Below are 22383 nucleotides of genomic sequence, written 5' to 3' on the forward strand. Positions count from 1 at the left end.
GCAGCGCTCCTTTCCTCGACGCACCAGCCTACTGAGGCATACGGCACCTCCAGGGCTTCGTACACACACGTGTTCATCGCGGACGTCTCGAACGCATCGCTTCATCAACACGCAACGGGCCGTCCGACACTGCCCCCGGACGGCTTCCCGACGAGTGAACCTTGCGCGGGGCTCTGTGCACCACACGTGTTGCACGCGCTGTGGCCGTCCCGGCTCTTCTGAGCTGCGAAGACTTCTTCCGCACACTCGCGGCGCCCCGGAGAAACGTCGGCGGCTTCGACGCCTCGGGCGCCGACGTTGAACGGGACTGGGTTGTGCGCACCACCTGCTGGAGGCGCGTGGAGCGCGTCCTGCGCACTCACGACCAGTTGCGCGAGTACAAGCTGCCCGCGGCCGTGGGCAAGGCAGGCGACGCGTGTTGGGCAGGGTTTGCCCACCGGTACGGGCTCGACCCTGGCCAGCCAGTGCAGTGGGAGGACGAGGCGCTCGCCCCGGTCGAGCTCCAGCGCCTGGTCCTCGCCGCCGTCACCCGTACCTCGACGAGGCCGTACTCCGCAACCGCAACGCGGAAGAAGAACGGCAGTGGAGACAACTCAGGGCCTTCACCGAGGGATGGTCCCTCGGGCGCCCGCCGGTCCGGACTGCCCCCGTGCTGCCAGGCTCAGGGCGGTCCTGTCTCATTTCTCGTCCAAGGCCGGCAATCCGGCCGTGTGGTCAGGTGGCGCACACCCTCCCGACAACCGTGACATTGCACAGTTCGCGGTAAAGCCGTGATCCGAGCACCGCACTCAGGCTTGGATCGCCGGCGGGGCAAAGAGCGTCATGCTCGCCCACCGACCAGCCGACGGAAGTCAGCCTGTAAGGCGCCCCGGAATAGCCCCAGATGCGAGGCGCGCGGACCCGAAGGACCAGGAACTCCGTACTCCTCAGGTGCGGGCATTCGGCCATCGACGTTCGGGCGTGCACGTCGCACAGCGGCGGCATGGCCGGCACGGAGCCCTCAGGCCAGGTCGGCGGATCGTGCTCCTTGCGCCAATCCAGGAACAGCCAACCATCCTTGTCCCGGGAAGCCGGTTCGCCGCAGACCTGACACTTCATCCACCGCATCGCGTAGCACTGGCGCCCCGGATGCATGGAGTCGTAGGCGGGCCGTCCCGCGCCGGGCTGGTTCGTCATCCGCGCCCAGAGCACCTGGTCGCGCCCCACACGGTCTGACGGGCGTTCGTCCTTGTAGCCAAGCTTCGGGCCGGCCGCGTCCCACTTGATGGTCAACGCCCTCTCAGGAACCACGCGTTCGTCCGACCAGGACAGGACGTAGGGCACCACCGACGGCTTCCGGGCCGCGCACTCAGGCACTCTTGAACTCCTCAACATCAGAGGCCCGATGCCCCTCGATCCGATCTCGTACGGAGGGCTCGCGCTCAAGCAGCCCCCGGTCCACCGGCGCCGACCGCAACAGCCCCAGAACGTCGAGAAGGGTCCGGCAGTCGTCACGGCCCTGCGCCGAGCGAGCCACCAACCTCCTCACCGCCTCTTCGTCAGCGTCCGTGGGCCCGTCCCCGAGGGGCAGAAGCTCGGACGGCACGCCGCGCTTCGGGCGCCTACTCATGGGCCCACCCGGATACCGAACGGACGACCGCGGAGCCCTCCTGCACGGCCGACGCCGTGTGGAAGCCGACATCGGCCCGGGAGACCGGCGCCGGAGCACTGTCAACCCACGCTGCCCCGCCGATCAGGAGGGCGGGTGGCGTCAGGCCCAGGGCCCCAACAAAGCCACGGCGAGCCCAGGACGGGACGGCTTCTCCTTCGCATGCCGGCCGCTCACCGCGCCGCTCCGCTGCCAGCCATCGCGCTCAACGGCGCCCAGGTGAAGAACAGCTGCGCACCGTGGCGTCCCAGGTGATCCAGCTCCGGGTACCGCAGCTCCGACTCTGACGACAGCGCGGTCGGCCAGCGCGTCAGGACGACGTCGACCTCACCGCGCTCCGCCATCTCCCTCACCAGCCGCCACCCCGAGCGCAGGCAGGGGTTCGGCTCCCCGTACGGGTCGGAGATCTCCGCCTTGATCTGCAAGCCGTGCTTCTCGGCGAAGCTGTGGCCTTCCTCCACGGCCCGCTGCTCAGCTAAGCCACGGGGCTGACCGCTACGGGTTACGCAGACGTAGAGGACGGCCGGGGTTCTGGTGCTGGTCCTTGTCATCTTGGCCCTCCCGGTCAAGGGGCTGTTGAGGCCGGGAGACGTCGCAGCCGCCCGGAACCGATGCACAGCAGCATCGCGACGCGGGCACCGCCGCCAAGGGCCCAGCTGATTACCCAACTTGGGTAACATCACCCGCCGTAGATGATGAGCGACATCGCGTAGCTTCAACGGCGGGAGCCAGCCGCATGCCGAAGTCAGCCCAGCCACGCGAACTTCCCGCCAGGCTGCTCACCGACCCGAGATGATCGACGCCTGCCGGGTCCGGGACTTCAGCAGCGTGTTCCGGCTGGTGAAGAAGCAGGCCGGCCTCTACCCGTCGATGATCGCCCGCCTCTGTGATCTCACCCCGAGCCGCGTCGGCGAAGTGATCGCCGGGGAACGCCGCTTGCAGCACATGGACGTGGTCGAACGCATCGCGGACGGCCTGCGCATCCCTGGCCACATGCTGGGGCTGGCCCGCCGGACATAGGAAACCCCTCTGGCCCTCACCGTGACCGAGCGGGAGCCGGCAGCCGAATCTCCGTCGCTGCTGCCGGAGCAGCCGAAGCCCGTGGACCTTCCCGGGGCCGACGTTGACAGCATCCTTGCCCTGACTTCGACACCCGATCCGAGCCCGTCCACCCTGAAGGCGCTACGGGCATCAATCCAGGACTACTGGCGGCGCGACGACCAGCACGGCGGCGAAACGCTGCGACCAGCGGTGGTCGGACAACTCCGCTACGTCGTAGGACTCTTGGGCGAGAGCAAGTCCAGGACCCTCAAGAACGACTTGTACGGGGTCGCGGCCGAACTCGCCCGGCTCACCGGCTGGATCCACTTCGACGCACGCCAGTACAACCAGGCCCGCGCCTACTTCACACACACCGCGGCACCTGGGCTCCGGCCGACCAACCACACACACCCATCGAAGCAGCTCACGCCCTGGTCTGGAAGGATGCCAGGCGTCCCAGCGACTGGACGCCCGTGGAGCGTCACTTCTGTGACGGGCACACCGAGACCTGGTGGGCCGCTGACACCCGCCTGAGCGGCTACGGACCTGACTCGCCCTGCCGGCTGGTCGTGGCCACCACCGACCCGGCTACGTTGCCTGAGAAGGCCACTTGGTACCTGGCCACCAACCTGTCCCACCCCGACGCACCCCACGCCTCCACCAGCCCACACTCGCCGGCCGACCTCGCCGAGATCGTCCGCCTCTACGGCCTGCGGCCGTGGATCGAGCAGAGCTACAAGCAGATCAAGGACGAACTCGGCTGGGCCGACTTCCAAGTCCGCTCCGACCGCGCCATCCGCCGTCACCAGACCCTGGTCAACTGCGCCTTCTCCTTCTGCTGGGACCAGTGTTTCGCCCCACCCGGGCCCCTGGAGGCCACCGCGCCGGACCCCTGCCCCGACGAAGGGCCAGAGAGGGGGCTCAGCCGAACCCCACCAGCCCCAACAGCCATGCTGGCCCAGGGCATTACGCGCCATCCGTTCCTGGCTCACCCCCGCCATCACCCTCACCCGATGGTGGCGAGCCTGGACGGACACAGACCCACCATCCGAGCTCCAGGCCCTGATCGACGCGGTCACCACAGGACACGGCAATGACCTCTACCGCCGGATTTAACGAACTACCGGTAGTCCACATCGAACGGTCGGACAGCGGACCGGCCTCGAAACGCGACCAGGCGACCGAGAACCACAGGAGGGGCGAGAGAGCCGTGTCGCAGCGGCGGCACGACGAGCGCCCAGGGCCGTGGGACTGGGGACGACGGCAGGGAACGGGGCGGCGTCGGAGGCCGAACGGTCCACAGAGGCCAACCGCCAGCCGGCAGTCGGGACCACTTCCCGGCGACCGACACGTCGGCCGGTCCTGGGCCGGCCCGGCGAGTCAGCACCGGCGCCGGCGGCCGGGCCGTCGGCGCCCTGTTCAGCGACGGCCCGTCGTCGCAGTGCCGACCCCACGGCCCTCGCCGACACCAGCGACCGGACAGGTGCCGAGCTGCCGCCCGCGACGGGACCGTCAGCCCGAAGCCTGTTCGCTGCCGTGCAGCCCAGCAGGTACTCCGGCCCCGGCGGTCACAACGCTCCTCCACGACGGCCACGCCCCCACATCCCTGGAGCACGACATCGGGTTGCACTGCGCAGTACCAACCCACCGGGAAGCAACGCCAACACGACGATGAACAGGGGCCGGGCCCGCAGTGTGACGGCGTGGGCCCGGCCGCATCTCGGGGGACAAGACGGACCAACCCCACGACCCCAGCACCAGAAGTTCCGACACCCCCGCCCGAAGCACGAGCCGCATCCGCGCCACTGCCCGGCGAGCCGGCCGGAGCGGAACAAGGACACCGAGCAACAATCGCTAAGCCGACGAACAGCACGGCGACGACCGACGCCGGGCGGCAACGGACAAGCTGACGAGCAGCAGGCCGAGAACCTACAGCGCGGCCGCCCCTACCGGCCCGTCCACCTCGACCTCGCGTGCGGGCCAGCAGCCCCCCGGCCCTGGCGCAGGCGCCCGTACGCGCCCGCGGTGAGCAGCGCTCGAAGCGCAGGAGTGACGGTTGCGCACGTCCGTCGAACCGAAGCTTGTGGAACGGCTGGAGGGAGACCTGGGAGGCCCCGTGACGCTCACCCTCCCCGCCGCGGTGGGCCCCCAGGGTTTTCAATCCGGTCGGGCTGCGCGGTAGCGGGGGGCGAATTCTTCCTCGATGAACTGTTCGATGGAGGTGGGAGTGGAGGTGCGAGCGGTACGCGGCTGCTCCGTCCGCATGTGCCGGGAGTTAACGGCTTCGCCGACCTCGGCCATCATGTCCGCGACGTTGAGGGACACGCCTTCGCTGCGGAGTTTCGAGTGGAAGTCGGCGAGGCTGGTCTGTGTGTAGGTGACGTCATCTGCACCCACAGCTTTCGCGATCACGCCCACGGCTTCCCGCATGCTCACGTCGCGTTCCCCTTGGAGCTCCAGCACCTCCGTACCGTGCCAGGCCCCGGTGGCGAGTTGTTCCCCGGCCTGGGCCCCGACATCGGGAGTGGCGACAAAGGGGAGAGGGAGATCGGGCTCGAAGGGGGCGCTGATGCGGTGGTGGGACCTGGCAGTGCCGACGTGGTCCAGCAGGTTCTCCATGAAGTAGCCGGCCCGCAGCCACAGCGTGTCGACTCCCGGGGCGGCCGAGAGGCGCTGCTCGAAGCGGTGGAGCCCCATGACCGGGCCGGTACCTTGGGGATGCCGGGCTCCCCAGCTGCTGAGTCCGACGACGCGGGTCACACCGGACTCGGTGACTGCCCTGGTCAGGGAGGCCGCCACCTGGTCCTGGAAGGCACCGAAGTCGGGGTGATCGGGGATGTAGTTGGGCTGGATCACCGCGTAGATGCCGTCCGCGCCACGGAAGGCATCCGTCAGCGCGGCCGAGTCGCTCGGGTCGGCCTCCCACACCTCGGCGCCCCGCGCGGCGAGATCGGTGAGCCGGGAGGCCGACCGACCGACGGCTCGGACGCGGTGTCCGGCCGAGAGCAAGTGCACTGCGGCGGCCCGCCCGGTGCGGCCACTGGCGCCGGTGATGACGAACATCGATGTATCTCTCTTCCTGGCGGTCTGTACTGATGCCTGGGAAGCCAGCCGTGCTCACACGGCGCCATGGCTCCTTCCCGGGGTGGGCCAAGGAAGCAGGGCCGTCGCGCGGCTGGGATCCGGACCTTTCGGCAGGCATTCGAAACGCTAGCCCCCCGGCAAACCGGACGGGTATGAGTGGCGCACCCACCCCGCACCCCGGAACCTCAGCCGCGCCGGCTGGCACCGGCCGGGCCTCTTCGCTCTGAGAGCCGGCACACCTCTCGTCCAGGCGAGGGCTGTGCGGTCACCAGGGCCGCGCAGCCGGCTCGACGACTTGCTCAGCGAGCGTGCCCCTGCCCGCAGCTTTAGGCGGCGTCGATGCCCTGCGTCGCATGTTGATCTCGACCTGCGCGGCACAGCCGGAACCGCGCGGCCGTGGCGGCGCAGCTCGCGACCGTCTCCCACCACAGTGAACACTCGCGTCCCTATCCTGGCGGTATGGAGGCTTCAAGAGGGCACAGCGGAGGCGGGCCACTGGCGGCCTTCCTTCGTGCCAGACGGAATGCAGCGCGGCCTGAACAACACCGGCTGGCCGTGGGGGCACAGCGCCAGGTGCCGGGACTGCGGCGAGACGAAGTGGCGCTCCTGGCCGGGATCAGCACCGACTACTACGTGCGCCTTGAGCAGGGGAGGGAACGCCGACCGTCCCGCGCGGTGGTGGAGGGCCTGTGTCAGGCACTGCTGCTGGACACCGTCGCGGCGCGTTACCTGCGGGAACTCACCGCTACAGGAACTGCTGTGGGCGGGGAGACGCCCCGTATGGACGGGGATCGGCTGAAGGCCGTGGACCAGCTGCTCGGTTCCATGACGGTGCCCGCCCTGCTGGTAAACCGATGGCTCGACATCGTGGGCAGCAACGCACTCGGCGATTTTCTCCACGAAGGGATGGAGCCCAGGGACAACTATGCCCGCCTGGTGTTCCTCGCCCCCGGAGCACAGGCATTCTTCACTGAGTGGCCCGAACTCGCCCGCTGCATGGTGGCGACCCTACGCGCACAGGCCGGCTCCGAAGCGGGGTCGGCCCGCCTGACACAGCTGTTGAAGGAACTGGCCGCACACAGTGATGTCTTCACAACCGCCTGGGCCGAGCACCACCTCTACGAGAAGGCGATCGACCACAAACTGTTCCAACACCCAAGGGTCGGATCGCTCGTACTCGACCAGCACGTCCTGGAACTGCCGGGAAGCGACGGTCACAGGATCTGGGCCTTCAACCCGGCGGACGACGCGACCTCGAACGCCCTGCTCCGCCTGGCATCCCCGGCGCCGCCGTTCAGCCGGTCGAGCCCGGAAGCTGCTGACCTCACGACGTAAGAAGATTTGCCCACGCCCCGCCCACAACGGTTGTGGACCGTGCCAAAGCCGTCCTACCGGGCCGGCCGCCAGACCGAGGTCTTGGCGATGCCGCATCCGCCGAAGGACGGCACCGTGCGCCCCATACCCCCAAGCGGATGTGGTCGACCTCAATCCCGCCAATATCACCGTGCGCCGTGGCCGCTACTCGTTGTTCGACGCCAGCGGCCTCTGGAGGAGAGCTGACGGCGAAGCGAGACCACTGCTGCCGCCAACCGCTGTACCACTGGCCTCGCGCCGGATTCAGCCCCGAGCCTCACCCAGCGCTACATGTCCGTTCGCGGTAGCTATACGAGTACAGGGCCGAGAAGCCCGCGAGTTCGCGGAAACTGAAGGTTCTTCGGCATGAACCCGGGGCGGATTGACCTGATTCTGCGGGATGAACCCGTGGGTTCGTGGTCAACTCGCTGGGCCGGTCTCGGCGGCCAGCACCAAGTAGACACCGAGCGGGCTGAAGTCGGCGACGAGCGGAGTCCAGTCGTTGGCGTACGCCGCCGGCGACGCAGTCGTGATGAGTGCGTCCGGCGAGGTTAGGTGCGAACAAATCCGGCTGGGTCGGCCAGGTAGCGGTCGAGGTCCGGGTCTTCGTGGAGTGCGTAGAACTCGTCGTGAATCTGCCATGCCGGGCCGAGTTCGGTGCGCAGGCGACCGAGCGCTTGGCGTACCGCCTCGTTGAAGTTGTGGCACTCCGCTTCACGCCACGGTCCCGGGTCCGGGGGGTAATCCCAGTTCAACGACGTATCGTAGCGAGCTACCAGCCTGCTCAGGCCGTCGCGGAGGTCGTGACTGATCGGTAGTCGGTCCAGATCAACCGGATACCCCCACACCTCCCGGTCCTCCGGGGCCGCCCACAGGACTGCGCCCGATCCCGCGTCGAAGAAGAACCTGGCGGCGGGCATGGCGTCGACCTCTCGATATGCATATCGGTTCAAGCAACCACCACGGTACTCAACGAGGCTGCCGCAGCAACATCACAGTCTCCGGTTGCGGCTGACGTCTCGCCTTCATCCCGATCGCAGATCGATCGGACGAAGTGAGAACTCTTCGAGAATCCTGAAGCTCCGTCACCGGATCGAAGAACACCCCAAGGCGGCCGAACACGCTGGCCACGGGGACAACGGTCAAGCAGGGCTCAGGGGAACTCACGGGATGTCGCGCATTCAGCGGCGACGAACCCACCGGACTTTCAAGCCCGCCTGCCGAAGACGCCGTGGGTTCCCGGTGAAAGTCCCTCAGTCACGCTGAACCCACGGCCGTCGTGCCGGTAACGACCGTGCCACCAGCCCCACAACCAGGGGTTAGCCGCGCAAGTGCCCCGAAGCCAGTGTTCACGACGGCGGGGCCGGGCAGCAGAGGGCCGGGTACCCCCAGACAACGTCGCCCTGTGCCGCGGACTGGCCCGATAGCCGACGGCGGGCGCGGGTCAGCCACGCGACCGAGTTCCCCAGAGCTGAGTTCACGCCCCCAAGGTCCTGAAGCGCCGTAGCCTGGTGGTAAGTCAGGCGCCAACCACGGCAAGGGGTGACAGTGGTTCGTGATGATCAGGCGGCGCGCTCTCGTGCCGCGCTGTCGCCGGAGCGGACCGCCGAAATCGACGAGGTCGTCGCTCGCCTCACCCGGTGGGCGAGGGGACGCGAAGACATCGTCGGTCTGTTGCTGGTCGGATCATGCGCGCGCAATGCTCCGCGGCCCGACTCCGACATCGACGTCGTCCTGCTCACCACGGACGAGCCCCGATATCTCCACGACACTGTCTGGGCCAAGGATCTCGGGCTGGGCGAACTGATCCGCGCTCAGTCGTGGGGAGCAATCATAGAGCGACGCTACTCCACAGCCTCTGGCCTGGGAGTTGAGGTAGGCGTCGGCCCTCCGACCTTGGGCCACGACAGATCCCGTCGCCCCTGGAACACACCACGTCGTGACTGACGGCGCCCGCTCGCTCCACGACCCAGCAGGAATCCTCTCCGACCTTCTCGCCACCTGCTAGATGAGGCCACGACCACCCGGACCGCCACTCCCCCATCCCCGGCGCCGGCGATCCTTCCGCCGCCGGCAGGCAGGACCTGGGCGGTTTCGTTTGGATCGGCGTGCGGACCGGAGGAAGACGCCCGCGACGTGGAGTCCGCCCGGGGAGAGGGGCGAGGTCTTCCCGTAGCGGGTGGCGATGCCGCACCACCTGTCAAGCGGTTGATGCACCGCTCGACGGTGTTGCGCTGCTTGTACGCCTCTCGGCCGAAGGCCAGCAGGGACGCCCGTTCAGGGGTGAAGGGCCTCGCGCAGGGTGCGTATCTGGTCGGTGAGGTGGTGTTCGCTGATGCGGGCCTGGGGGAAGAGGATGTCGAAGCCGTGGACGGCGCCGGGGACTTGGACGAGTTCGGTGGTGACGCCGGCGGCGGACAGGCGTGCGGCGTAGTCGCGGCCGCCATCGACCTGTGCCTGCACCTGGTCCGGGAGGACCACGGCAGTTCCGTGGCGAACCGGGTGGCGCGGTACAACGTCGTCGCACCCATGAGGGACGGAGGGCAGGCACAGTACATCGAGCACCCGGTGCGGGAGGACGCGGGCACCTCGACGGCCGGGGCGCGGACGCTGATGGCGGAACACCTGGCCCGGCGACTGTCCCTCAAGGACCTCGCGGCCCACTGCCACATGAGCGTACGGACCTTCACCAGGCGCTTTCGGCAGGAGACCGGGCTCTCCCCGGCCGAATGGCTCGCCGCGGCCCGCTTGGCACACGTACGCCACCTCCTGGAGTCGACCGAACTGCCTGTTGACGACATCGCCGCCAGGGCCGGCCTGGGCAGCGGCACCAACCTGCGGCAGCACATGCGCACCACCCTTCTCCGAGAACCAACGGGTCCGGTCCGCAGGCACCTGACGCCATTCGGCGCGGGTCGCCCCGGGAACACGACAGCCTGCACGGGGAGTCGGCCGTCCAAGTGGGCTGCTCGCTCGGCCTGCGCGCGGCGCGGCCCTGCGTCCTCCACGACGCTTTCAGCGTCCTGGTGCACCTCGCGCCGGATCCCGTCGTCGTCCGTGTCCCCGTCCTCTCTGTGGGCCCCCGCCCAACTCGTGGAGAAGCAACGGCGGGAACTGGCCGTCGCGGGCTGGCTCGCCGGCATCGGCGCCCCTGTCGTCGGCTCCAGCCCCCTTCATGCCCCGCGAACCGGTCGAGGCCCGCGGGACCTCCCTGACCTTCTGGGAGTTCGCCACAGAAACCGACCCACTCCGCGGCCTCCCGCAGGACGACGCCGGGGTACTGGCAGACCGTAGCGGTGGCGTCGTCGGGGTCGGCGGCCAGGACCACGTGCGGGGTCCAGGCGCCGCCGGCCAACGCCGCCCCCGGGCCTCGCCCGGGCCCTGAGCCTGGGGGTCGACCAGGGCGCGGCGTTGGTCGGCGGCAGCCGGCTGGTGGCCAGGCCGTCTCATCGGCAGCAGCTGCGAGTCCGCCGGTGGCCGTGTGGAGTCGGTCGTGGCCTGCAGCGAGGATCCGGTCGGCACGGCGGTTCCACCGGCGTAGAGGCCGTCGGGTTGTTGGTCGCGGTCGTGGGGGGCGGGCCAGAAGGCGCGGCGCAGGAAGGCGCCGGAGGCGCGGGAGGCTTTGGCAGTGGTGCCGAGGGTGGCGTAGCCGACGAGGCGGCCGTCACGGTGGTAGGGGGGCGGCGGCTGGAGACGCGGCCGAAGCGACCAGGCGGATGCGGCGCCAGAAGGCGAAGCCGCCGGTGCCGGCTTCGGGGCGGCGGTTGCCCAGGAGGAAGAGCTTGTGAGTGGGGACGAAGGAGGAGGAGTCCTGTCGCATGCGGCGGGCTTCGACATGTCGCCCACGGTGTGGGGTTTGACGGCCGGATTCGTCGAGGCGGTCGCCGGCTTTGAGCTCGGGGCAGACGATGACGCGGTGGCCGTGGAGTTCGGCGAGGTCGATGGAGTTGGCGTCGAACTGCTTGGTCATGAGGAAGCCGGGCGGGTGATCGCTCGGCCAAGGATCTTGGCCCTGCCCATGGCTGCACGGGTGAGCTTGGTCACGGCGCGGTCGACATCTACTAAGCACGGGCGTAGTCCACAGTTGCCGTGCGTCCGAGGAAGCGGCGTCGTTGCCGGGGATCACTACGGTCGTGGGCCGTACCAGTAGTGGTTGGCGCTGAGCCGGGTTCGAGCTAACGATGTGCCCTGCCGTGCAGTGCCGCCGGTACCACTCCCCCAGCGGTGCCCTCCCCGACGTGGGCATACAGAATCCCGATCCGGTTCGGCCACGCCCGGCTGCGCGACCCGAGCGCACGAAGAAGGTGTCCTATGTCTAGCTTCACCCTGCTCGCCCGGCCTGGATCCGGCGCGGCACCGGTCGCACCGCTCGGTCGGGTGATGGCCTTCCTGGACCACTTCGCCGGCGTCTTCACCCTGCTCTCGCTGACCGCCGTGGTGGTCTGCGGGCTCGCCGCCACCGACCGACTGGTGCTGACTCCCAGACTGCGGGTGGCCGTGCAGTCCGTGCACCGGGCGAGCGCCGTCGCGGCGCTCGGATTCCTGGCCACCCACATCGCGGTCAAGGTCGTCGAAGAGCACGCCGCTCCACAGACCGCGGTGGTCCCCTTTGCCGGCGGTACCGCCCTCACGGTGAGCCTGGGTACGATCGCCGCCGACCTGCTCGTCCTGATCACGGCCACCGGCGTGCTCCGCGGCCGGTTCGCCGGCCGCCGCCCCTGGTTGTGGCGGGTGCTGCACTCGATGGCGTACGTCTGCTGGCCGGTCTCCCTGGCGCACGGACTGGCGGCGGGACGCAAGGCACACGCGTGGGTCTTCTGGGGCTACGGCCTGTGCGCGGCGCTGGTGGCGCTCGCCCTGCTGGTCCGCAGCCTTTCTCACCTGGGCCGCCACCGGCCCCGGAGCCGGCGCAGCGCCAAGGCATATCGGCCTGCTGCCGTCCGCCCGGATGCCTTGGCTGCCCTGTCAGCGCACTCCGCTCGGCCCACCACCGGCGCCCACCGGATCGCCAGGTCCGCCGGACCGACGACGCCGGCCCGGCAGCCCGAGCCGGGCGCCGGCGCGCCGCGGCAACCCAAACACGCCATGAGACCAGGGCCCCGGCCGCTCCGCCTGGCCCGGCCCGGGAGCGGCGAATGAAGAACGTCCCGCTCGAACTGCCCGAGGTTCGCTGGCTGGGGACCGCCCGGCTGACCGCCGGCCTGGACCACCGCCAGCGCCTGGACCTCGCCGCCCACACCCGCACTCACCCGCCCCTCCCACCGTCGGATCGGGACGAACTGCTCGCGTTGGCCGAAGCCCTTGCCCTGTCCGGCCGCGGCGGCGCCGGCTTCCCGTTCGCGCGCAAGGCCCGGGCCACGCTCGCCACCGCCGACCGCACCGGTACGGCGCCGGTCATCGTGGTGAACGGCGCGGAGGGCGAACCGGCCAGCGCCAAGGACAAGATGCTGTTGGCCCGCGTGCCGCACCTGGTCCTGGACGGCGCTTGCCTGGCGGCGGACGCGTTCGGCGCCGAGGAGATCGTGGTCGGCGTCGGCGCGGACAGCCCCGGAGAGATCTCGGTGCCGGCTGCCCTCGCCGAGCGCGAACTTCCCTGCCCGGCCCGGACCGTATGCCTGCCCGAACGCTTCGTCGCCGGCGAATCCGGGGCCCTGATCCGCGGCATCAACGGTCTGCCGGTGGCACCGGCGCCGCTGAAGGCCCGCGCGGCCAAAGGCGCAGCCGGCGGGGTCCGTCGCCGTCCGACGCTGCTCTCCAACGCCGAGACCTGGGCCCAGCTCGCCCTGGCGGCCCGACTCGGCCCCGACGCCTACGCCTCGGTCGGCACCGCCGCCGAACCCGGCACGATCCTGCTCACCGTCAACCGGCCAGGCGCGGATGCGCTGGTGGTCGAAGTACCGACCGGGACCCGGCTGGGCCCGGTACTGGACGCCTGTGGGCTCCAGCCGGGCGCCGGCGTGCTGGTGGGCGGCTATCACGGTGCCTGGCTGCGGCCGTGGGACGCCGTCGACGCACCGCTCTCCCGCGCCGGGCTCGTGGCCCTCGGTGGGACCCTCGGCGCGGGCGCGGTCGTCGCGCTCCCCGACGACACCTGCCCGGTCGGCGAGACGGCCCAGGTCGCGGCCTGGCTGGCGACCGAGTCCACCGGTCAGTGCGGACCGTGCAAACGCGGCCTGCCCGAAGCCGCCGAGGCCCTGGCCATGCTGGCCACCGGCGCTGCCGGGCCCGCGGTACTGGAGGACGCCCGGGGCGCGCTCGGCGTGGCCCAGGCCGGTGGCGCCTGCTCGCACCCGGACGGCACGGCCCGCTTCCTGCTCTCCGCGCTGGACGTCTTCTCCGAGGACGTCGACGCCCACTTGTCCGGTCCCGGCTGCGGCCGCCCCGTACGCGGAGTGCTGCCCCTCCCCCGTGCGAAGGGCGCCCGGCTGGAGGTGGACTGGTCCCGCTGCACCGGCCACGGCCTGTGCGCCGTGCTGGCCCCCGACCTCATTCGCCTCGGCCCGCACGGCTATCCCACGTCCGCCACCCTCCCCGTCGCCCCCTGGCAGGAGCACAGCGCCCGCCGCGCCGTCAACCAGTGCCCGGCGCTGGCGGTGCGTCTCCAGCATCGCGGGTGACTCCCCCTTGAAGGCGGGCAGTTCTGCGCGGACCTGCCGCGCGGGGCAGGAACACGGGTGTCTCGTCATCGTCTCCTGGGACGCACGCATGGCGCCGTCCACAGCAGACCTGAGCCATAACGTTGTTCGCCGAGACCCGCCAGCGGAATGCAGCTCGTCCGGGGCCGGTCAGTCGGCGGCCCGCGCCGCGGGAGCTCCGACGTCCTGCGTGGCGGCCCAGGTAGGAAGCAGGCGCAGTCCCTCTTCGGAGAGTGAGGCGGGTTCGGCGGTGTAACTGGTGAGGGTGAGGCCGGGTTCGGCGGCCATTTCCAGGCCCTCGTAGGCGAGGGTGCGGTCGCCTACGGCGCGGTGATGGAAGCGTTTGGTGCCGGTACCGTGGTGGCGGACATTGTGGGCTCCCCAACGGGTACGGAAGTCGTCGCTACGAGTGGACAGTTCGCCGATGAGATCGTGCAGGTCCTTGTCGTGGGGGTTGCGGCCGGCTTCGGTGCGCAGGATGGCGACGGCGATGTCGGCGGCCTGCTCCCAGTCGGTGGCAGCCTGTCCTTGTGGCGTGCTGGTTGCCTTCCGCGATGCAGGAGCATGGGCGGCTCGGGTCGGGTATGCCGCCGAGGCGTGCGCGGCGGCACTCGATTGGTTCGACGCCGTCCTTCCTGGCGAGCCGGTGGTGCTCACCACCCAGACCGCCAACGTCGGCTCGATGCGCCTCGCGGCAAAGCTGGGGTTCACCGAGGTAGAGCGGTTCCAAGCCTGGGACGCCGAGCAGTGGCTCGGCTTGCGGTCCCCGGTCGCGCCGTCCCCTTGAACTCGGGGACGAAGCCGCGTTGTGGGCCCGCCGATCGTCAGGTCGGCGAGCCCGTCGGCTTCGCCTACGGCGCCCCGGCCGCAGCGGGACGGGAGCGGTGCCGGACGCGGCTGCCGTCCCTGCCGTGGCCCCTGGCTCCGGCGTCGCCGTTCTGGCCGCCACCGGTGAGGTCGGCGAGGGCGAGGGCCCCGCGGCTGCGCGTCCCCGGCTCCTGGAGTGCGGAGCGGTGGTCTGCGACGGGTGAATCCTCTCTCGGTGGGGACTGTCACGGGTATTGCCTGGACGGGGTGTGGGAGGCGGTGCTGCCGTGGGGGGGGGGGGGGGGGGCGGCGGGGGGGGCGGGGCGGGGGGGGGGGGGGGGGGGGGGGGGGGGGGGGGGGGGGGGGGGGGGGCCCGCCCCCACGGCAGCACCGATCCGGTGTGGGGTCAGGCGATGCCGTAGTAGTCGGCCATGAATTGGGTGATCTGTTCGGTGTGGGGGGTCAGTTCGGGCAGGTGGAGGTCGAGTGCGTCGCGTACCTGCCGGGACAGCTCGCCGAGGTCCTGGGCGGCGGGGTCGACGTACGGTTCCAGGCGGCGTACCAGTTCGTAGTTGCTGGAGAGGTCGACCGAGCGCATGTCCTTCTCCAGGGCGAGCTGGGGTGCGTCGTCGGGGAGCGTCTTGGGCAGCTTGCGGCTGACGAAGGTGACGCGGTGCAGGACGCGCCAGCACGGCGGGGTCTGCTCGCTTTGTCGGGCCTGGCGCAGCGCGGTGGCGTTGGCGTCCGGGCCGCTCAGCCACTGCTGGTCGACGACCTTGCCGTAGAAGTCCTCGAAGTTGGCTTTGTCGGAGTCGAGGTAGAAGGTCATGAACCGGTAGGCGTCGACCCGGCCGTCGACCTCTTTCGCCGAGCCGTCCTTGTTGTATTCCGGCTCGGAGTCGTTGTTGTATTTCTGCATGTCGCCGGGGGTGTCGACATGGACGTTGAGGTTGAAGGAGCGGGTGGCTTCCTTGCCGCGGGCCCGGGTGCGGGTGATGCTTCCGCCGAGGGAGGCGTCCAGTTGGAGGCCGATGCCGATGCCGAAGACGGTGAATCCGGTGGTCAGGCCGGCGGAGGCCATGCCGTTGAAGCGGTAGGAGCCGGTGGTGGTCTCGGTGACGACGTCCGTGCTCTGGGTGGTTTCCGCGAAGAAGCCGCCGTCGGCGGACCAGGCGTAGGTGTTGACGATGTCGCGGCGGGCGAACGCCTCGGGCTCCTTGCGCCCGCCGGGCTTGTCACCGGGGCCCGGCACCGGGCCCATGAAGCTGCTGAGCAGTGCGCGGGCCCGCTCGGAGGTCGGGTCGGCGGCGTGGGTGTCGGTGGAGATGCCCTCGTAGTACGCCTGGCGGCGTTGCTGGTCCTCGGTGATGCGGCGCTTGAGGGCGTATGCCTCGCGCGGTTTGAAGTAGCTGTACTCGCCGCCGTCGGAGGCGTTCGGATAGCTCTCGTCGAGGAGCTTGCCAGTCTTGGTGAAGCCGATCGTGCCGTCGAGGGTGCCCTGCTTGGTGTAGCGGGGGTTGATGGGGAAGGGGATCAGGTTCCAGTCGCGGGGGATGTCGGGGTTGGGCAGCATCCGGTAGGCGACGACGGCGCCGGTGTGGGCCAGGCGCAGCGCGTAGACGTCGGCGGTCTCGGACTGGACGAGTGCGTAGCCGGTGTTGGAGGGCAGGAAGCGGCGCCCGCCGGCGGCGTCCACCTGCTTGTCGGGTGACTCCCAGCCGCCGCTGAGGCCGACGAGGGTGGAGCGGGTGGTGTCGGTGCCTTCGGTGACCTCGGTCTGGTCGCCCCAGCCGTTGGACCATTCCAGGCTCGTGCTCCCGCGCAGCTCGATACCGCCCTCGACGGCCGGTTTGGCGAAGCCGAAGCCCAGGGGGGCGGCGATCAGCAGGGTGTCGGTGTCGTACTCGTTGTACGCCTGGATGCTCAGCGCGCTGTCCACGCTGCGCTCGGTGCTGGAGGACAGGGACTGGATGACCTGGTCGGCCTGCTGGAACTCCACCGAGGTGGTGTTGAGGTAACTGAGCGAGCTGGGGCGGCGGGTGGCGACCAGGTTCTCCGAGGGCACCGGCGGGGCGCCCTCGACGTAGCCGATGAGCTGCGGGTCGAACTGCACCTGCCCGACCCACTCGGATGCCAGGTTGCCCAGCTTGAAGCCGGTGACCAGCTGCCAGGAGCCGTCTTGGACGTAGGCGTGGACGCGCTTGAGGACGCCGCGTGTGGAGCCGTCGGGCAGCCGCTGCAGGTCCGCGTACTCCCCGACCGCCGGGGTGGTCGAGACCTGCTGCACATAGCGGGGCTGGCCGGTGGCGAACACCGGGCGGACCTCGGGGATGTCGGAGGAGATCGGGGCGGTGGATGCCACCGGCTGCGGCCGCGCGTCAGCCTGCGAGGGCAGCGCCAGGCGCAGGCCGCGGGGCCCGTGGTCGGCCAGCCTGGTCGCCTCGGGCTCGGTCGAGGCGTCGTCAAAGGGGTAGTAGGCCACCAGCTCCGCGGTGTCACCGGTCAGGCGGCCGAAGAGGTTGTCGAGGATCTGCTCCTCGGTGCGGGCCGTGCGCCACACCCGCACCTCTTCCAGGACGCCGAGATACGGCTCGGCGGTGCCCTCCTTGTCGGTGCGTGCGCCCAGGGTGAACTGCGTGCTGCCGTAGGCACCCTGGGCGGGCGCGTCGGCGGCGGCCAGCGCGGTGGCCAGGGTGGGCAGCCCGTCCAGGTAGAGGCGGAAGGTGCTGCCGTGCGGGTCGGGGTTCTTGACCCAGGTGACGCCGTGCAGGCGGGCCGGGTGGCTGCCGGACTCCTCGCGGGTGGTGTTCCCCTCGTTCTCCTCGAACCGCCAGTGGGCGACCAGTCCCTGCGGACGGGTGCCCGTGCCCGGGCCGGTGATGGCCAGGTTGTCACCGATGTCGTCGGCCTGGCGCGCGGTGTTCCAGATCCGCACCTCACTGATCACGCCGCTGAAAGGCTCCGTGAGGGCACCGCGCCGCACGCGGCCGATCTCCAGCGGGCCCGGGTGCCCCAGCTCGGGCGCCCCCTCGACGATGGCCTGCCCGGCCGCCTTCCCGTCGATGTAGAAGGTGAACTCGGACCACCGGCGTACCACGATGGACGAAATAACCTTGATCGGGCTCGTCGTGCCGCCGACCGTGATGTCCTTGTCGGCGTACTGCTCCTCGCGGGAGTCACCCAGCTTGCGCACCACGGCGACGCGGTGGAATTCCCCGGCGGTGACCTTGTCGGTGGAGTGCACCTGCTTCTCGCCGGCATCGCCGTTGTCGTAGGTGAACCGCAGGCGCCCGTCCTTGTCCACCGCGAGCTGGTAAGGGACGCGCTTGCCCTGGTCATCACCGGTGCGGCCCTTGCCCACCAGGCCCTGCACCGAGCCCAGCGCATCGGCCTGGAAGAAGACCTCCAGGGTCATATCGCGGGCGATGTTGAGGTCGTCGGCGTGCGCGACCTCGGCATAGCCGGCACCGGCGAAGCGCAGCGCCCAGGACTGCTCGAAGGCGGCGGCCACATGCGTCCAGCGGTCGTCGGCGACGGCGTCCTGGCTCGCGGCGAACCGCTCCCCGACACCCGCGACCAGCAGGCGCCCGCCGCTCTCGGTCGGCTCGCCCAGGGCGAGGGTGTACTGCGAGTCCGCATCACAAGAAGCGTGCACGATCCGCGCCGTGGCCCCGCCGGGCTCTGGCCGCACCCATGCCTCCAGGGTGAGATCGTCGCTGTGCCGGGCGGCGGGCAGCAGCTTGGCGGCCAGCGAGGGCGGCTGGGTGTCCTTGCCGAACGACAGGGCCCGGCCGGGCAGATCACCCCACCAGCGCGGCGGGCGCGCCTCCCCCTCATCGGCCGCGGTGCCGTCAGTGACCGACCCGGTGACGCCGATCAGTGCCGCAGTCACCAGACGGGAACCGTAGGCTGCGGTAGAGCCGGGGCGACTGTGGGTGACCAGCGACGGGTCGTAGGCCACCCGGCGCACGACCGCACCCTCCAAACACGCAAGCGCCTCGGCCGTGGAGCCCTCGCCCGCCGGATTCACCAACTGCAGCCCGGTGGCCCCCTTCTCGACGGCCTCGGACAGCGCGTACACCGTGCCGCCGACATCGAGCAGATCCCCTGCCGCCAGCGCACGGCGGGCGCCGGGCGGAGCCAGCGTGAGCGAGCCGTCCTCGGCCGCAGCGTCCGGGGCCACGGTGCCGACCGGGGCCGGGGCGGTGCGCAGCCCGTTGAGCGCGTCGGCGAACGCGTCGGCACGCCGCGGCAGCAGCCGCCAGGTCTCCGTCTCGCCCGCCGTGGTGGCCAGGGTGAGCGTGCAGCGACCGTCGAACGGCCCGGCCGTATCCGCGGTGACCTTCACCTCGACGTCCACGAGATCCAAACCCGCATCCCGGGCGGTGAGATGGACGACCGTGTCCTCTGTCGCGGCCAGGCGCTTGCCGGAACGACCCACCGCGGTGTCGTAGAACAGGCCGGTGAACCGGTCCTCCGCATCGCGGAAATACAGACCGAGCTGCCCGGTGCCACTGCTGTTGATGAACGGGGCACCCTTGACATGGGCGAAGTCCAGCAGGGCGCCGGACCAGCCCAGCCCCAGACGGTCCGTACCGAGATACACCATGGGCAGCGCCTTGTCACTGCAGCCCTTGGTACCACCGGTGACACGGCCCAGTTCCTCCTGCTTGGCCTCACGCTCATTGCACAGATCAGTCAGCTGCTGGGTGAGGGTCTGTAGGAAATTCGGCGTCTTGCTGGCGGTGGTGAGCAGCTCGTACAGCTGGAACGCCTCAGTGACCTTCTTCATTTGCTCGCAGCCCTCGTCGGTCGACGGCGCGGCGGGCACGAGTTCAGGCAAGGCGCGACGCTTGTCACTCGTGGCTTTGGACGTCGTGGGTACCAACTTTCCGCCGGTCAAACGGATTTTCGATCCGCCCGCACGGAGCCCACCAGTTTTCCACATGGTGACCGGTGTGTTATCGGACGTACCCTGGGCAACGACGATGTCCTGGCCGCTCTGTACGAGGAGCAGGCCCGACTTGACGTTACGCAGGCGCGCACTCCCCTCCCCATCGGGCACCAGAATCCACCGGTGCGCCGGGTCCGTTGGGTCCGGCGCACCGGTGAGAAGCACCAACTGGTCGCCCTGATCACCGCCGGTCGCGAGATGCGGCGGCGGCGTGCCGTACCGGTAGAAGTCCGCGCTGTCGACGAAGACGAAATATTCACCAGACGGTACGTCAGGATCGGCCCTATTCCATACCCAACGGTCCGCACCCCTAACAGCACCGAGAATGTAGCCTGCCGAGCTTCCGGTGGACTGAATAGCCTTACCGTTCTGGTCCAAATTCTTCTTGGCAAGGGCTAGTTCGCTCTTGCCTCGCGGGATCTCCGTGTCCAGCTGCTTGATCTCCGCAGTGAGTTGAATCTGCCTGGCCGGGTCGACTTCCTGCGCCCTCGCCCCGACCACGGGCAGGTCGACCACATCCGGCAGCTGGGCCAGGCGCCCGTCGCGGGCAACAGCAAGGTCGAGCGCGGCGACGCGGCCGACCAGGTCACCACCGGAGCCTGCACCGTCTGCGTCCTCGCCCGCGCTCGCGGTCCAAGTCAGCAGGACCCGGGCCTGCCGCTTGAGCGGGCGCGGCTCGCCGCTGTGGCCTGCGGCACCGTCCTCCTGCTGGTGATGGAGGGCCGCCGACAGACCGCCGGATACCGTGCGGCCAGGAGTGCGGAAGGCGTCACGGCGGATGCCCGGGTGGTCGGCGAGGGGGGCCTGGGAGGCCGTCCAGGCGGCGGTGCCGTGCAAGGTGGCGTGCAGGACGTGCGGGCCCTGGTCGTAGGCGGTGGTGCCGGTGCCCTCGTCGAAGCGGTAGTACGCCGCCAGGCCCGGCTCGTCGCCGACCAGCCGCTGGTCCGAGGTCTCGACGATGCGCTCGGCGCGCCGCGCCCGGTCCCAGATCCGGACCTCGTCCAGCTCACCGGTCAAGAAGCCCTCGGCGGCTCCGTCCGCGCTGATGGCCGCGCCCAGCAGCAGGCGGGGCCCGGCGCCGGGCACGGCGGCCAGTTCCCCGCCGCCCGCGGGCGCCCGGTTCACGAGGAAGGCGGCCTTCTCGCCGTCGTACACGACAGCGACATGACTGTAGGTGCCGACAGGCACGGTGACATCCGAGGAAGTAACCGAGGCATCCGGGCCGTGGGCCAGGACCAGGGCGCCGTTCTCGTCGAGCGAGAGCCGCACCCCAACGGCGTTCTCACCCTCGCCGCCGCCCGTGGACAGGACTGTCCCGGCCTGCTCGGCGGGCTTCAGCCACGCCTCAAGCGTGTACGGGCCGGCGCCCAGTTTCAGTACCTCCGCGCCGGTGGCGACGTCGGCGTACGCGCCCTGGGAGAGGGTGAGTGCCGATTCGGCGAAGCGGGTGTCCGGCTCCACCGGGACCAGCGGCTTCTTGGTGAACGGGCATGTCCCGGGGGTGCGTTCGAGCACCGCGTCACGGTAGGCGGGGTCGGGGCTGGTGTAGAAGCGGGTGCCCTGGGTGTTGAACAGGCCGTCTTCGCCCTGCTCGACATTGACCGCCTCGATCCGCTCGGCCGTGGCGTTGTGCACGAAGAACTGCCATCGGCTGATACCGGCCGCAGTCGTGGGCAACAGCAGCGCGGTGAACCGGCCCCCCTCGATCCGGCCCGCGAAACCCAACACCAGGGTCGGCTCGTAGAACGGGTTCCCGTCCATGTCGGTGGTGCCCAGGCTGTCCTTGACCGATTCGGGCCGGTCCCGGTGACGGCTGCGCCGGTAACGGACCTCCAGGGCCGGCTTGAGCACACCGTCGGCGAGCACGAACCGGTCGCACAACAGGGCGTCCAGAGCGATCGCCCTCGGCTGCCCCGCGGCATCCACCAAGCGGTCCGCGTGGTCGCGTACGCCCGTGGCGCCGCCGTCGGTCAGGCGGAACAGGGCGTCCGCGTGGCCGGCACCGACCGCCTGACGGAAGACGAAGACGTGCCTGCCGTCGGAGACCGCGTGAAAAGGTTCAGCGGCGCTCAGCCGGGCGGTGCTGGAGAGGAACCCGTCGACATCCTCGTCCCGCAGCACCTCGCCCGGCCCCGGCTCGGCGCGGCCGCCCTGGCGCACCCGGGGCAGCGCCACCGAGCCCACAGCGGCGTAACCGGCGCGCGCTAACTCCCGCGGGAAGAGCAGCTCCCCGGGGTCCTCGGACCAGTGGTACACATCCAGCTCGGCACGGGCCCCAAGGCCATCCTCGCCCTGCGGCGCGGCCAGAGCAGCAGGCGGCGCGGTGTCGAGATCGAGCACGCTGTAGCGGATACGGCGGGAATCATCCATCCCCAGGGCAATGGTGACGCCCTGATGCCGAACGAGAGTGGTGTGCAGATACGTGCGGTCGCGGTAGGTCTTCAGGCGGCTGCTCGCCGGACGTTCAACTGTCACGGATCGGACTTCCTCCTCGCGAGGACCCCGGCGGCCCTCGGGCCCCGGCACCCTCCCCGAGAGATCCACCCGATATCCGCGGCCTCAGAAGACTGACGTGAAACCAACCGCCCCGATGCCCGTAGACACCGCCGCTGCCGCGGCCGATCGGTTTCACCCTGGTAGAACGCCCTCGGGCGCCGGCGTGGTGGCGCCCGGGCCGGGCCCGGGGCTCGGCGAGTACGGAGCCGGCTCCCGTACGGCGGGTGTGATCACTTGGTACCCGCTGCGCATGCCCCCGCTCATTCCATGGAATGAGTGCCGTACTTGGCGCACGGCAGCGGAAGGCTCCCGGCCGGCCAGGCGGTCGGCCGGCCGGGAGCTCCCCGCCACGCAACGGTCAGGAA

General features: G+C 70.3%; 13 protein-coding genes and 4 pseudogenes. 8 read left to right on the plus strand and 9 right to left on the minus strand.

Translation table 11 applies throughout. The features are described from left to right. Positions 1-714: 714 nt before the first annotated feature. On the minus strand, positions 715-1326 hold the full coding sequence (locus tag ACLJT4_RS36410; protein WP_411129135.1) for a hypothetical protein: 612 nt from the start codon (positions 1324-1326) through the stop codon (positions 715-717). Positions 1327-1821: 495 nt separating this feature from the next. Further along, on the minus strand, positions 1822-2109 hold the full coding sequence (locus ACLJT4_RS36415; RefSeq protein ID WP_411129137.1) for a hypothetical protein: 288 nt from the start codon (positions 2107-2109) through the stop codon (positions 1822-1824). A 275-nt stretch (positions 2110-2384) separates the two neighbouring features. Here ACLJT4_RS36415 and ACLJT4_RS36420 point away from each other — a divergent pair. Next, positions 2385-3058 (plus strand): annotated as a pseudogene (locus tag ACLJT4_RS36420) (hypothetical protein); the annotation flags it as partial. Positions 3059-3162: 104 nt separating this feature from the next. Continuing rightward, complete coding sequence (locus ACLJT4_RS36425) at positions 3163-3786, plus strand: hypothetical protein (protein ID WP_411129201.1); 624 nt, start codon at positions 3163-3165, stop codon at positions 3784-3786. 1060 nt (positions 3787-4846) lie between these two features. Here ACLJT4_RS36425 and ACLJT4_RS36430 read toward each other — a convergent pair. After that, entirely contained in the window at positions 4847-5752 is a 906-nt protein-coding gene (locus ACLJT4_RS36430; RefSeq protein ID WP_411129139.1) for an NAD(P)H-binding protein, read from the minus strand. A gap of 480 nt (positions 5753-6232) precedes the next feature. Here ACLJT4_RS36430 and ACLJT4_RS36435 point away from each other — a divergent pair, with 480 nt between their 5' ends. After that, positions 6233-7108 (plus strand): helix-turn-helix transcriptional regulator, encoded by an 876-nt coding sequence (locus ACLJT4_RS36435; RefSeq protein WP_411129141.1) that lies wholly within the window; start codon positions 6233-6235, stop codon positions 7106-7108. 569 nt (positions 7109-7677) lie between these two features. Here ACLJT4_RS36435 and ACLJT4_RS36440 read toward each other — a convergent pair. Next, the gene (locus tag ACLJT4_RS36440) at positions 7678-8046 is read right to left on the minus strand and encodes a hypothetical protein (RefSeq protein WP_411129143.1); all 369 of its coding nucleotides are present in this window, start codon (positions 8044-8046) and stop codon (positions 7678-7680) included. Between the two features lie 628 nt (positions 8047-8674). Here ACLJT4_RS36440 and ACLJT4_RS36445 point away from each other — a divergent pair. Beyond that, positions 8675-9073 (plus strand): nucleotidyltransferase domain-containing protein, encoded by a 399-nt coding sequence (locus ACLJT4_RS36445; RefSeq protein ID WP_411129145.1) that lies wholly within the window; start codon positions 8675-8677, stop codon positions 9071-9073. Positions 9074-9403: 330 nt separating this feature from the next. On the opposite strand, the gene ACLJT4_RS36450 is transcribed toward ACLJT4_RS36445, so the two are convergent. Then, positions 9404-9607, minus strand: coding sequence for a hypothetical protein (locus tag ACLJT4_RS36450; RefSeq protein ID WP_411129147.1), 204 nt, complete (start codon positions 9605-9607; stop codon positions 9404-9406). 132 nt (positions 9608-9739) lie between these two features. On the opposite strand from ACLJT4_RS36450, the gene ACLJT4_RS36455 reads away from it, so the two are divergent. Further along, positions 9740-10420: a helix-turn-helix domain-containing protein gene (locus ACLJT4_RS36455; protein ID WP_411129197.1), complete on the plus strand. Its 681-nt coding sequence runs from the start codon at positions 9740-9742 to the stop codon at positions 10418-10420. 234 nt (positions 10421-10654) lie between these two features. Here ACLJT4_RS36455 and ACLJT4_RS36460 read toward each other — a convergent pair. Next, positions 10655-10807 (minus strand): annotated as a pseudogene (locus tag ACLJT4_RS36460) (DUF6009 family protein); the annotation flags it as partial. Then, positions 10791-11096 carry a hypothetical protein gene (locus tag ACLJT4_RS36465; RefSeq protein ID WP_411129149.1) on the minus strand — a complete coding sequence of 102 codons (306 nt, stop codon included), beginning with the start codon at positions 11094-11096 and terminating at the stop codon, positions 10791-10793. The gene ACLJT4_RS36465 and the pseudogene ACLJT4_RS36460, both read right to left, overlap by 17 nt. A 341-nt stretch (positions 11097-11437) precedes the next feature. Here ACLJT4_RS36465 and ACLJT4_RS36470 point away from each other — a divergent pair, with 341 nt between their 5' ends. Then, positions 11438-12265 carry a hypothetical protein gene (locus ACLJT4_RS36470; RefSeq protein WP_411129151.1) on the plus strand — a complete coding sequence of 276 codons (828 nt, stop codon included), beginning with the start codon at positions 11438-11440 and terminating at the stop codon, positions 12263-12265. Continuing rightward, positions 12262-13743 (plus strand): NADH-ubiquinone oxidoreductase-F iron-sulfur binding region domain-containing protein, encoded by a 1482-nt coding sequence (locus ACLJT4_RS36475; RefSeq protein WP_411129152.1) that lies wholly within the window; start codon positions 12262-12264, stop codon positions 13741-13743. The genes ACLJT4_RS36470 and ACLJT4_RS36475 overlap by 4 nt, the downstream gene beginning before the upstream one ends. A 168-nt stretch (positions 13744-13911) precedes the next feature. Here ACLJT4_RS36475 and ACLJT4_RS36480 read toward each other — a convergent pair. After that, positions 13912-14274, minus strand: a pseudogene (locus tag ACLJT4_RS36480) (transcriptional regulator); the annotation flags it as partial. 67 nt (positions 14275-14341) lie between these two features. Here ACLJT4_RS36480 and ACLJT4_RS36485 point away from each other — a divergent pair. Continuing rightward, a pseudogene (locus ACLJT4_RS36485) lies at positions 14342-14548 on the plus strand (GNAT family N-acetyltransferase); the annotation flags it as partial. A 426-nt stretch (positions 14549-14974) separates the two neighbouring features. Here ACLJT4_RS36485 and ACLJT4_RS36490 read toward each other — a convergent pair. Continuing rightward, positions 14975-21997, minus strand: a complete 7023-nt coding sequence (locus ACLJT4_RS36490; protein WP_411129153.1) for a LamG-like jellyroll fold domain-containing protein — start codon at positions 21995-21997, stop codon at positions 14975-14977. Between the last annotated feature and the right edge of the window lie 386 nt (positions 21998-22383).

It is taken from the genome of Streptomyces sp. x-19 (assembly GCF_046549115.1).
Classification (GTDB): Bacteria; Actinomycetota; Actinomycetes; order Streptomycetales; family Streptomycetaceae; genus Streptomyces; species Streptomyces albulus_C.

Bases quoted from the DNA above. Each gene is read 5' to 3' on its own strand.
- ACLJT4_RS36430 (WP_411129139.1), bottom strand. From the start codon at position 5,752: ATGTTCGTCATCACCGGCGCCAGTGGCCGCACCGGGCGGGCCGCCGCA.
- ACLJT4_RS36435 (WP_411129141.1), top strand. From the start codon at position 6,233: ATGGAGGCTTCAAGAGGGCACAGCGGAGGCGGGCCACTGGCGGCCTTC.
- ACLJT4_RS36440 (WP_411129143.1), bottom strand. From the start codon at position 8,046: ATGCCCGCCGCCAGGTTCTTCTTCGACGCGGGATCGGGCGCAGTCCTG.
- ACLJT4_RS36455 (WP_411129197.1), top strand. From the start codon at position 9,740: ATGGCGGAACACCTGGCCCGGCGACTGTCCCTCAAGGACCTCGCGGCC.
- ACLJT4_RS36465 (WP_411129149.1), bottom strand. From the start codon at position 11,096: ATGACCAAGCAGTTCGACGCCAACTCCATCGACCTCGCCGAACTCCAC.
- ACLJT4_RS36470 (WP_411129151.1), top strand. From the start codon at position 11,438: ATGTCTAGCTTCACCCTGCTCGCCCGGCCTGGATCCGGCGCGGCACCG.
- ACLJT4_RS36475 (WP_411129152.1), top strand. From the start codon at position 12,262: ATGAAGAACGTCCCGCTCGAACTGCCCGAGGTTCGCTGGCTGGGGACC.